This is a genomic window from Micromonospora sp. NPDC049049 (genome assembly GCF_040649115.1).
In the GTDB taxonomy this organism is placed as follows: Bacteria; Actinomycetota; Actinomycetes; order Mycobacteriales; family Micromonosporaceae; genus Micromonospora.
The window spans coordinates 29,529-41,200 of the sequence record NZ_JBEZEX010000017.1 but is presented as its reverse complement, the minus strand read 5'-3'; the positions used below and the strand labels follow the sequence as shown (position 1 = coordinate 41,200).

The following is an 11,672-nucleotide window of genomic DNA, read 5'->3' as shown; positions in this document are numbered from 1 at the left end:
CACGCCGACGTCCGCCAGCGGGCCGGCGGGTCAGCGCAGGGCGATGGCGGCCAGGGCGGCGTTGACGATGCTGCCGGGCAGCAGGTCGTGCAGTTCGTACAGCTCGGAGACGCTGCCGGACTGGCCGAACTCGTCCACACCGAGTGGCACCGCCGGTGCGCCGACCGCCGAACCGAGCCAGGCCATCGCGTGCGACGCGGCGTCGTGCACCGACACCACCGGCACCCGATCGGCGAACGCGGACCGCAACGCGCCCGGCACGCTGGGCACCGTGGCCGTCCGCACGCCCTGGCGAAGGGTGCGCTGCCAGGCCCGGTAGAGCCGGTCCAGCGAGGTCACGTCCACCACGTGCGCGGCGACGCCCTCGTCGGCCAGCTCCGCGGCGGCGGCCAGCACCTCGGGCAGCACCGCGCCGGAGGCGGCCAGCTGCACCACCGGGGCGTCGACCAGGTGCGGGTACGCCTGGTGCGCGTCGACCAGCCGGTACGCCCCGGCGACGACCTGCCTGCGCAGCACCGCGTCGCCGAGCCGCGCCCGGGCCGCCTCGAACGGCGCCTGGTCCAGCGGTCGGGTGCTCAACCGGAAGTAGTACGCGCCGTCCTCGGCGGGTGCGGCGGTGGCGGCCGGTGCCGACCCACCGGCGATCTGACCGAGCGCGTCGCAGAGCAGCCAATCGAGGGTGGCCGCGTACGCCGGCTCGATGAAGGTCACCCCGGGCAGTTCCAGGCCGACCGACGCGGTGATCGTGGACTGGTGGGCGCCGCCCTCCGGGGCGAGGGTGATGCCGGACGGGGTGCCGGCCACCACGAACCGCGAGCCGGAGTACGTGCCGTACAGGAACGCGTCCAGGCCGCGCAGCACGAACGGGTCGTAGACGGTGCCCACCGGTAGCAGCGGCTGCCCGGACAGGTCCCAGGACAGCCCGAGCTGACCGAGCAGCAGGAACAGGTTCATCTCCGAGATGCCCAGCTCGATGTGCTGCCCAGCGGGGCTCTCCGTCCAGCGCAGCATCCGGTCCTCGGTCCAGGAACGCTGCTCGGTGGGGGCGAACACCCCGGTCTTGTTGATGAACCCGGCCAGGTTGGTGGAGGTGGCCACGTCCGGGGCTGTGGTGACCAGGTAGCGGCCCACCTCCCGGTCGCGCGCCAGGTCCACCAGCACCCGACCGAAGACCTCCTGGGTGGAGATCGGCTTGGTTGCGCGTACTCCTGTGCTTTCCGGGACGGTGACCCCCAGCGCACGCTCGCGCGGCGCACGGGACAGCGCCTCCCGGCGGGCGCCGGCCTGGATCCCGGCGGGTGACGCCGGGTCGAGGCGGTCCCACTCGGTCTCGGTGGTCAACCCCTGCGCGGCGCGCAGCGTGTCGACCTGCTCCGAGCTGAGCAGCGCGGAATGGTTGCGCGGGTTGCCGGCGATGGGCAACCCCCAACCCTTCACCGTGTACGCGAAGACGACGCTGGGCCGGTCGGTGACCGCGTCGCACTGGGCGTACGCGTCGAGCATCGCCTGAAGGTCGTGCCCGCCCAGGTCGGTGACGAGCGGGCCGAGGTCCTCGTCGTCGATGCCGGCGATCAGCTCGGCGATCCCGGCCGGCGCGCCGTCCAGGAACTGCTTGCGCAGGGCCGGCCCGACCAGCCCGAACAGCGACTGGTACTGCTCGTTGGGCATCGCGTCGATCCAGTCGCGCAGCGCCTCACCGCCCGGCCGGGCGTACGCCTCGGCGAGCTTCCGGCCGTACTTGACCTCCACGACGTGCCAGCCGGCCGCCTCGAACTGGCCCCGCCACTGGTTGATCCGGATGCCGGGGACCACCCGGTCCAGCGACTGCCTGTTGAAGTCGACGAGCCACATGACGTTGCCCAGCCCGGTGGTCGCCGGGTCGGCCACCGCCTCCCAGATGTTTCCCTCGTCCAGCTCGGCGTCGCCGATCAGCGCCACGAACCGGGAGTGCGGGCGGGCCCCGAAGTGCGCGTCGACGTACCGCCGGGTGGCGGCGGCGAAGAGCGGCGCGGCAGCGCCCAAGCCGACCGAACCGGTGGAGAAGTCCACAGCGTCCGGGTCCTTGGTGCGCGACGGGTACGACTGGAGGCCGCCGCGGGCCCGCAGCCGGGGCAGGTAGGAGCGGTCCAGGTTGCCGAGCAGGTACTGGATGGCGTGGAACACCGGAGACGCGTGCGGCTTCACGGCGACCCGGTCCTCGGCGTCCAGGTGCGCGAACCAGAGCGCTGTCATCGCCGTGACCAGCGAGGCGCTGGACGCCTGATGGCCGCCGACCTTCACACCGTCGCCGGTGGCCCGGTCATGATTGGCGGCGTCCACGATCCGGGTGGCGAGCCAGAGCACCCGCCGCTGGATCTCGTCGAGGACATCGAGGTCATGCTGGGTCACTGTGGCTCCATCCAGGCGTCGCCGTTGACGCCCTCGCGAGGGGTGCGGGGTGGCCGCTCAGTCGGCAGGGGGTGGCGGAAGGCCGCCGCCGGGTCACGGCAGCGGCCTTCTCCGGGCGGGTCTCAGCCCTGGACGCCGAGGCGCTCCAGGATCAGCTCACGCAGCGTCTTCGCGTCGGCCTGACCACGGGTGGTCTTCATGACCGCGCCGACCAGCGCGCCGACCGCCGCGACCTTGCCGCTGCGGATCTTGTCGGCGATGCCGGGGTTCGCGGCGATCGCCTCGTCAACGGCGGCGGTGAGCGCGCCGGTGTCCGACACGACCTCCAGTCCCCGGCTGGTCATGATCTCGGTGGGCGAACCCTCACCGTCGACCACGCCCTCCAGCACCGTGCGGGCCATCTTGTCGTTCAGCTTGCCGGCGTCGACCAGACCCTGAAGCTCGGCGACCTGGGCGGGGGTGGCACCGATCTCGGCCAGCTCCACACCGCTCTCGTTGGCCCGGCGGGACAGCTCACCCAGCCACCACTTGCGGGCCGCCGCCGGGGTGGTGCCGGCGGCCACGGTGGCCTCGATCAGCTCGACCGCGCCAGCGTTCAACACCGACTGCATGTCCAGGTCGGAAAGGCCCCACTGCTCCTGAAGCCGACGCCGGTGCACCCGGGGCAGCTCCGGCAGAGCGGCCTTCAGCTCGGCGACCCAGGCCGGGTCCGGGGCGATCGGCACCAGATCCGGCTCGGGGAAGTACCGGTAGTCGGTGGCCGTCTCCTTCGAGCGACCCGGGGTGGTGTCACCGGTGTCCTCGTGGAAGTGGCGCGTCTCCTGGGTGATCCGGCCGCCCGCGTCCAGCACCGACGCCTGCCGCAGCATCTCCGAGCGGACCGCCCGCTCCACCGACCGCAGCGAGTTGACGTTCTTCGTCTCGGTACGGGTGCCCCACTCCGCGCCCGGCAGGTTGAGCGAGGTGTTCACGTCGCACCGCAGCGAACCCTCCTCCATCCGCACGTCGGAGACGCCCAGGGTGCGGATCACGTCCCGCAGCTCGGCGACGTACGCCTTGGCCACCTCGGGGGCGAGCGCACCCGTGCCCGTGATCGGCTTGGTGACGATCTCGACCAGCGGGATGCCGGCCCGGTTGTAGTCGACGAGCGACTCCGTCGCCCCGTGGATGCGGCCGGTGGCGCCGCCGACGTGCAGCGTCTTGCCGGTGTCCTCCTCGAGGTGCACCCGCTCGATCTCGATCCGCACCGTCTCGCCGCCCACCTCGACGTCCAGGTAACCGTCGACACAGATTGGCTCGTCGTACTGGCTGATCTGGAAGTTCTTCGGCATGTCCGGGTAGAAGTAGTTCTTCCGGGCGAACCGGCACCACTCGGCGATCGAGCAGTTCAACGCCAGGCCGATCCGGATGATCGCCTCGATGGCCGCCTTGTTGGCCACCGGCAGCGACCCGGGCAGGCCCAGGCACACCGGGCAGACCCGGGTGTTCGGCTCGCCGCCGAAGTCGGTCGGGCAACCGCACCACATCTTGGTGTTCGTGCCCAGCTCGACGTGGGTCTCCAGGCCGATCACCGGTTCGAAGCGCGCAACGACCTCGTCGTACGCGGGCAGTGTCGTGGTCATGAGACGCTCCAGGCGCGATCCGGACAGAACGTGTCCAGCCTAATGGGGTTGTCCGATCAATCCTCGGGCGGGTTTCGTCGGGGGCGCGTGGCGTCGTCGGCGGCGGGGTAGGGAACGGCGATGACGAATACGGGGAGAGAGCCAGGAGTGCGGGCCCGGCCAGTCATGGAGGCCCGGCGGCGCTCAAGCCGGCGGATGACCAAGGCTGCGGTGGTGCTGTTGGCGGCGACCGTCCCCGCCACGTTCGCCGTCGGGCTGCTGATCGCCGACGGGAAACGGGATGCCGGCGACCCGCTGATCCGGCTGCTGCTCCTCCTGGTGACTGCGACGCTGGGCGTCGCCGTCATCCTGCTGATCAACGCATGGATGACGAAGAACTCTTCTGTGTCCGACGGCACCGACCCGGCCAGCCGGCGGCGGGTGAAGGCGGCACTGCGCGATGGGTCGACCAGCGACCCACAGGTCGACGCGCTGGCCCGCAAGGAGGCTGAGCAGCAGGTACGTCGACGGTGGGTGCCCTGGGCCCTCGGTGTGGTCATGGCGTTGCAGGTGCTGCACGCCATCAGCACCGACCGCACGTCCACCCGTCGGACAGCCGGGCTGGGCGCGGTGGTCTGGGCGGTGGTGCTCTACCAGCACTGGCGCACCACCCAACGGGCCCGCCGCTATCTCGCCGGTCCGCCAACCGCCGAAACAGCCGAGGCGGGTCACGGACCGGCGTGAACCGCCCGTCCCGACCCGCCTCGGCCCCGTTCGTTTCCTACAGCGCCGGCGGGGTGAACGTGCCGATCGCCGACTCCAACGCGGCGGCGACCCGGTACATCCGGTCGTCGGCCATCGTCGGGGCCATCACCTGCAGACCGACCGGCAGCCCCTCGGAGAGCCCACACGGCACCGAGATGCCCGGCCCGCCGTACAGGTTCGTCGGAATCGTGTAAAGGTCGGCCAGGTACATCTGGTACGGGTCGGCGGTCCGCGCACCCATCGGGAACGCCACCGACGGGGTGGTCGGCGAGATCAGCGCGTCGACCCGCTCGAACGCGGCAGTGAAGTCCCGGGTGATCAGCGTCCGAACCTTCTGCGCCTGCCCGTAGTACGCGTCGTAGTAACCCGACGACAGCGCGTACGTGCCGATCATGATGCGGCGCTTGACCTCCGGGCCGAAGCCGGCCTCGCGGGTCAGCGACATGACCTCCTCCAGCGACCGGTTGCCGTCGTCGCCGACCCGCAGGCCGAACCGGACACCGTCGAACCGGGCCAGGTTGGAGGAACACTCGCTCGGGGCGATCAGGTAGTACGCCGGCAGGGCGTACGCGAACGTCGGGCAGGACACCTCGACGACCTCGGCACCCATCTTGGTCAGCGCGTCCACCGACTCACGGAACGCGGCCATCACGCCCGGCTCGGCACCCTCGCCCACGAACTCGCTCACGATGCCCAGCCGCACACCGGTCAGGTCACCCGTAGCGCCGAGCTTCGCCGCCGCCACCACGTCCGGCACCGGCTGCGGGATCGAGGTGGAGTCACGCGGGTCGTGCCCGCCGATCACCTGGTGCAGGAGGGCCGCGTCGAGCACGTTGCGGGCACACGGGCCCGGAGTGTCCAGCGACGAGGAGAAGGCCACCAGCCCGTACCGGGACGTGCCGCCATAGGTGGGCTTCGCGCCCACGGTGCCGGTGACCGCGCCGGGCTGACGGATCGAGCCGCCGGTGTCCGAGCCGATCGCCAGCGGCGCCTCGTACGCGGCCAACGCGGCAGCGCTGCCACCACCCGAACCACCGGGGATCCGGCTCAGGTCCCACGGGTTGTGCGTCGGGCCGTACGCCGAGTATTCGGTGGACGAGCCCATCGCGAACTCGTCCATGTTGGTCTTGCCGAGCATCACCGTGCCGGCCTCCCGCAGCCGCTGCACGATCGTCGCGTCGTACGGCGGGCGCCAGCCCTCCAGGATCTTCGACCCCACTGTGGTCGGAATGCCCCGGGTGGCGAGCACGTCCTTGACCGCGACCGGCACACCCGCGAGCGGGCCCAACTCCTCGCCGGCGGCCCGGCGCTCGTCCACCGCGCGGGCAGCGGCGAGCGCGCCCTCGGTATCGACGTGCAGGAAGGCGTGCACCCGGTCGTCGACCGCGGCGATCCGATCCAGGTGCGCCTGGGTCACCTCGACTGCGGACGTCTCGCCCCCAGCGATCAGGGCCGCGATCTCCGTCGCGGTCATACCAATGAGATCGCTCATGAGGCCACATCCTCGGTCAGGATCCGCGGTACGCGGAACCGCTGGTCCTCGGCGTCGGGCGCGCCCGACAGCGCTTCCTCCGGGGTCAGGCACGGCGTGACGACGTCCTCGCGGAAGACGTTCGTCAGCGGCACCGAGTGCGAGGTCGGCGGGATGTCCGCGGCGGCGACCTCGCCGACCTGGGCGACCGCCTGGAGGATCACGTCGAGCTGGCCGGCGAACGTGTCCAGCTCCTCCTCGGTGACGGCGAGCCGCGACAGGCGCGCCAGGTGCGCGACCTCCTCGCGGGAGATGGCGGCCATCCGTGCCCCCTTCTGAATTCCTGCTGGTCGGGCGATGTGCCGGCCGCGCGACAGGTGGAGCGTGACACGCGGTGACCGGAGCGAGTCTATTGTTCCGCTCCGGTGCCGCGTCCCCGACTCCCCCTCCAGCGGCCCTCGCGCCGGGTCAACGGGTGGGGCGGCGAGCGGCATCCGGCTGCGGGTGCCCGCCGGTCGGCCGGACCGGCCGGTACCGGGTCAGCCAGGTGACCAACTCCTCGGCCGGCATCGGCCGGGCGTAGAACCAGCCCTGCGCGGCGTCGCAGCCGGCGGCGTGCAGCATCCGCCAGGTCCGTTCGTCCTCGACACCCTCGGCCACCACGCGCAGCCCCAGCGCGCCGGCCAGCTCGATCATCGACCGGACGATCGCCGCGTCGTCGGTGTCGTCGGCCATACCGAGGACGAACGACCTGTCCACCTTCACCTCGGACAGCGGCAACCGGCGCAGGTGCTGGAGCGAGGAGTAGCCGGTGCCGAAATCGTCGAGCGCGATGGCCACCCCGATCCGGTGCAGCCGGGAGATGGTGGCCAGCACCCGACGCGGGTCGGCCATCAACGCGCCCTCGGTGATCTCGACCTGGAGCCGCTCGGCCGGCACCCCGTAGCGGGCCAGCCGGTCGGCGATCTGGTCGGCGATCTCGCCGGTGTGCAGGTCACGGACGCTCACGTTCAGCGCCGCACGCAGGCCGATGCCGGCCGCCGACCACTTGGCGAGCTGCTCCACCACGTCGTCGACGACACGACGGGTGAGCAGTCGCATCACGGCGCTCTGCTCGGCCACCCGGATCAGTTCCTCCGGGTCGACCATGCCCCGACGGGGGTGCCGCCACCGCAGCAGCGCCTCGACGCCGACCACCTCGCCGGTCGCGATGGCGATCTGCGGCTGGTAGTACATGGTGATTTCCCCGGCGTCGTCGGCCGGCTCCTCGTCCGCGTGTGCCCACCCGGTCGGTTCGAGCGGCTGCCCGGGTTTACCCGGGCCGACGTCCCGCCGCGCCCCGGTGCGACCCCTGCCCAGCGCGCTCCCGTTCGGGGACCGCCGGCCGATCCCGCCCCCGGCGCGCCGCTCCCGGGCCGAGCCGGAACGGGTGCCGGCGACAGTGGCACGGGCGTTGCGGCCCCGGATCGGGTCGGCTCCGGTGGCGATCCGGTTGATCAGCTCATCGGAGTGCACCAGGTCGGCGTCGGTGTGCCGACGGCGAGCCCACCACCGGGCAGCTCCCGGCCGTGCTGTGGCGACCGCCGACGCCGGGTCCGCCGCTGGCGCGGACCGGTCCGACGCCGCGGCGGGCAGCGCGCCCTCGGCCGGCGCGCCGGTGGGCAGCGCCGCCCCGTCACCGCCGCGAACCTCCGCCGACGCGACAAGGGGTACGTCGGCAGTCCGCTCGGCGTCACTCGGCCCGCTGTGCCGGCCTCTGCCCTCCGGCTGCGCGTCCTCTTCCTCTGCTGCCGCTTCGACCTCCGCAGGCAACTCGGTCGACGGGCTGGCTTCCAGTACGCGCCGCAGGTCGGCGAGGAGGCCGAGTCGCTCGGCGGAGTTGTGGTCGGACTCCGGGGCGTACACGGCCACCGTGTCGTTGCGGTGCTTGGCGTCGTACATCGCCACGTCGGCGTGGCGCATCAGGGTGGCGAAGTCCTCGCCGTGCTCAGGGAAGAGGGCGATTCCGATCGACCCGCCCACGTCCAACGGCAGCCCGTCGAGCGGCACCGGCTCGGCCAGCGCCTGGACCACCCGGTCGGCCAACTCCCGCGCCTGAGCGACGTCGGTCAGCCCGGTCATCACGATCGCGAACTCGTCACCGCCGAGCCGGGCGATCATCTGTGGTCGGGGCTGCATGTCGGTCAGCCGGGCGCTCACCTCGACCAGCAGCCGGTCGCCCACGGCGTGGCCGAGGGCGTCGTTGACGTTCTTGAAACGGTCCAGGTCGATCAGCAGGAGCGCGAGCTGCCCGTCGGGTTCGCCGCGTGCGGTCCGCTCGGCGTGCAGGTGCAGCTGCTCGGCGACCTCGGCCAGCAGCGCCTTGCGGTTGGGCAGACCGGTCAGCGGGTCAGCGGCGGCGAGGTGCTGCTGTTCGTTGGTCAACCGCGCCATCCGGTAGACGGCGAAGAGCGGCACCAGCACCAGCGGGATCAGCGCGGCGCTGACCCGCGCCGCCGCGACCAGCACCGGGGCGAGCAGCAGCAGCGAGCCGGTGGAGAGCAACTCGAAGCCGAGGCCCTGGCGGAGGGTGGGCCACCACCGGTCCCCGAAACGCAGCCGCACCGCCCAGCTGACCAACCCGTAGTTGACGACGAACCAGGCCAACGCGGCACCGCCGACGGCGGCCACGTCGGTCCAGTGCAAGCGCCCGCCGGAGAAGATGGTGCCCGAGCCGAGCTGGATCACCCCGTACGCGGCGGCGAGGGCACACACGTACTGGCCGACGTTGAAGGCCGTACGCCACGCGGCGTGCCGCATCCGCCAACCCGAGACGACCACGCCCACCGCCTGCACCACCACCGCCGGGCCGAGACCCCAGCCGAGCAGGATCGCGAAGGTGAAGCAGGTGGACGGGAACACCGCCGACGTCTGCCGGCGCCCCGGTGGCACGAACGGGCGCGCGTCGCAGACCACAGCGAGCGCGGCCATCGTCCAGAACGCCACCGGCAGGTCGGGCAACTCGTCGGGGAGCGTCGCGAGTGGAACGGCGGCGGTCAGCGCGGCGACCGCCAGGATGCCGGCGACGAAGGCGGCGAACGGTGCGACCCGTCCCGCAGGAAGCGAGTTGCGTGGGTCGGCGACCTCCACCACACCTCCTGACCGACCATCGGCGTGCCGGTGCGCGCGCCGTGACCCAATGAAACGCCCTCGGCCCCCAGTTTCCCGGTATGACAGTCACGAATCGGTCGTAGTCGTAATTAAGTTGGTATACGCGGCCAGTCGCCGTGCCCAGCGACCGGCCGGGTCACTCCCCCAGCTGAGCGACCTCGCGCGCGGCGTCCGGGCCCGCTTCCAGCAGAAGCCGGAACCCGTCCTCGTCGAGCACCGGCACCTTGAGACTGACGGCCTTGTCGGCCTTCGACCCGGGGTTGTCCCCCACCACCACGAAGCCCGTCTTCTTGGAGACCGACCCGCTGACCTTGCCGCCCCGGCTCTGCACGGCCTCGGCGGCCTGGTCGCGCGAATAGCCGGCGAGGGTGCCGGTCACCACCACAGTCAACCCCTCCAGCGGGCGCGGCCCCTCGTCGACGGCCTCCTCCGCCATCCGTACGCCGGCCTCGGCCCACTTGCGGACGACCTCGCGGTGCCAGTCCACAGCGAACCATTCCCGGATGCTGGCGGCGATGGTCGGCCCGACGCCGTCGACGGAGGACAGCTCCTCCTCGGTGGCCGCGTCGATGGCGTCCATCGAGCGGAAGTGCCGGGCGAGCGCCTGGGCAGCGGTCGGGCCGACGTGCCGGATGGAGAGCGCCACCAGCACCCGCCAGAGGTCCCGTTCCCGGGCGACCGCGAGATTGTCCAGCAACTTGGTGGCGTTGGTGCCCAGGCTGCCGTCCTTGTTGACGAAGAACGGCGACCGGGACAGTTGCTCGGCGTCGAGGTGGAAGAGGTCGCCCTCGTCGCTGATGATCTCCGCGTCGAGCAGGGCGGCGGCGCCCTTGTAGCCGAGCACCTCGATGTCGAAGCCACCCCGACCGGCGAGGTGGAACACCCGCTCCCGCAACTGCGCCGGGCAGCTGCGGGTGTTGGGGCAACGGATGTCCACGTCGCCCTCCTTCGAGGGCGCGAGCGGAGTGCCGCAGGCCGGGCAACTGGTCGGCATGACGAACGGCCGGGCGTCGGCGGGCCGCAGGTCCACCACCGGGCCGAGCACCTCGGGGATCACGTCGCCAGCCTTGCGCAGCACCACCGTGTCGCCGATCAGCACCCCCTTGCGCTCCACCTCGCGGGCGTTGTGCAGGGTCGCGAGCGCGACCGTGGAACCGGCCACCCGCACCGGCTCGAGCACGGCGAACGGGGTGACCCGGCCGGTGCGCCCCACGTTGACGTCGATGTCGAGCAACTTGGTGGTGACCTCCTCCGGCGGGTACTTGAAGGCGATCGCCCAGCGGGGGGCACGACTGGTCGACCCGAGCCGGCCCTGGATGGAGACCGGATCGACCTTGACCACCACGCCGTCGATCTCGTGCTCGACGTCGTGCCGGTGCTCGGCGTAGTAGGCGATGAACTCCGCCACGCCGGCCAGATCCGGGACGACCCGCCACCGGTCGCTGGTCGGCAACCCCCACGACCTGAGTGCCGCGTACGACTCGGACTGCGCCGTGGGCTGGAACCCACGACGGGCGCCGATGCCGTGCACCACCAGGCGCAACGGCCGGGTGGCGGTGACCCGTGGATCCTTCTGTCGCAGGCTGCCGGCTGCGGCGTTGCGGGGGTTGGCGAAGGGCGCCCTGCCCTGCTCCACCAGACCCGCGTTGAGATCGGCGAACGCCGCGATCGGGAAGTAGATCTCGCCGCGGACCTCCACCAACTCGGGGACGTCCGGGAATTCGGCGGACGGGACGAGCTGGCTGGGCACGTCCCGAATGCTGCGCACGTTTGCCGTGACGTCCTCACCGGTGCGCCCGTCGCCCCGGGTGGCGGCCCGGACCAGACGGCCGTTCTCGTAGGTCAGGTTGATCGCCAGCCCGTCGACCTTCAGCTCGCACAGGTAGGGCACCGGACCGCCCGCGTCCCGTTCGACCCGCTCGGCCCAGGCTGCCAACTCTTCGTCGGCGAAGGCGTTGTCGAGCGAGAGCATCCGTTCGGCATGGGTGACCGGGGTGAAGTCGGTGGAGAACGTGCCACCCACCCGCTGGGTCGGCGAATCGGGCGTCCGCAGCGCCGGGAACTCCTCCTCCAGTGCCTCCAGCTCGCGCAACTGCCTGTCGAAATCGGCGTCGGGGATGGTCGGCGTGTCCAGCACGTAGTAGCGGTACTGGTGCTCGGTCAACTCCTGACTGAGCGCGGCATGCCGTTCCCGGGCCTGCGGCGTCGGCTCAGCCCCGGCCGCCGCCTCCTGCGCCGGGCTGACCTGCTGACCGATCTGCTCCTCGGACACACCGCCACCTTCGGACACGCCTGCG

The 11,672-nt window shown here is 71.9% G+C and carries 7 protein-coding genes; 1 reads left to right on the top strand and 6 read right to left on the bottom strand.

The annotated features are described in order from the left end of the window. Positions 1–30 precede the first annotated feature (30 nt). Positions 31–2,388, bottom strand: coding sequence for a pyruvate dehydrogenase (locus tag AB0B68_RS18655; protein ID WP_357261359.1), 2,358 nt, complete (start codon positions 2,386–2,388; stop codon positions 31–33). Between the two features lie 122 nt (positions 2,389–2,510). Further along, positions 2,511–4,010, bottom strand: coding sequence for an Asp-tRNA(Asn)/Glu-tRNA(Gln) amidotransferase subunit GatB (gene gatB, locus AB0B68_RS18650; RefSeq protein ID WP_145785165.1), 1,500 nt, complete (start codon positions 4,008–4,010; stop codon positions 2,511–2,513). A gap of 195 nt (positions 4,011–4,205) precedes the next feature. Between gatB and AB0B68_RS18645 the strand changes: the two genes are divergently transcribed. Beyond that, positions 4,206–4,733 carry a hypothetical protein gene (locus tag AB0B68_RS18645; protein WP_357261356.1) on the top strand — a complete coding sequence of 176 codons (528 nt, stop codon included), beginning with the start codon at positions 4,206–4,208 and terminating at the stop codon, positions 4,731–4,733. Between the two features lie 37 nt (positions 4,734–4,770). Here AB0B68_RS18645 and gatA read toward each other — a convergent pair whose 3' ends face one another. The 4 genes from gatA to ligA all read right to left on the bottom strand — a co-directional run bounded on the left by gatA (position 4,771) and on the right by ligA (position 11,647). Next, a complete protein-coding gene (gene gatA / locus AB0B68_RS18640; protein WP_357199567.1) occupies positions 4,771–6,246 on the bottom strand; it encodes an Asp-tRNA(Asn)/Glu-tRNA(Gln) amidotransferase subunit GatA in 1,476 nt (491 codons plus the stop codon). Next, on the bottom strand, positions 6,243–6,548 hold the full coding sequence (gene gatC, locus AB0B68_RS18635) for an Asp-tRNA(Asn)/Glu-tRNA(Gln) amidotransferase subunit GatC (protein WP_354889995.1): 306 nt from the start codon (positions 6,546–6,548) through the stop codon (positions 6,243–6,245). Before gatC ends, gatA begins: the two co-directional genes overlap by 4 nt. Before the next feature lie 145 nt (positions 6,549–6,693). After that, complete coding sequence (locus AB0B68_RS18630) at positions 6,694–9,354, bottom strand: bifunctional diguanylate cyclase/phosphodiesterase (RefSeq protein WP_357261353.1); 2,661 nt, start codon at positions 9,352–9,354, stop codon at positions 6,694–6,696. Between the two features lie 157 nt (positions 9,355–9,511). Then, entirely contained in the window at positions 9,512–11,647 is a 2,136-nt protein-coding gene (gene ligA / locus AB0B68_RS18625) for an NAD-dependent DNA ligase LigA (protein WP_357199560.1), read from the bottom strand. Between the last annotated feature and the right edge of the window lie 25 nt (positions 11,648–11,672).

What these genes read in the sequence shown, in the direction of transcription:
- gatC (WP_354889995.1), bottom strand. Translation starts at nt 6,548, where the DNA reads ATGGCCGCCATCTCCCGCGAGGAGGTCGCGCACCTGGCGCGCCTGTCG.
- gatA (WP_357199567.1), bottom strand. Translation starts at nt 6,246, where the DNA reads ATGAGCGATCTCATTGGTATGACCGCGACGGAGATCGCGGCCCTGATC.
- gatB (WP_145785165.1), bottom strand. Translation starts at nt 4,010, where the DNA reads ATGACCACGACACTGCCCGCGTACGACGAGGTCGTTGCGCGCTTCGAA.
- AB0B68_RS18645 (WP_357261356.1), top strand. Translation starts at nt 4,206, where the DNA reads ATGACCAAGGCTGCGGTGGTGCTGTTGGCGGCGACCGTCCCCGCCACG.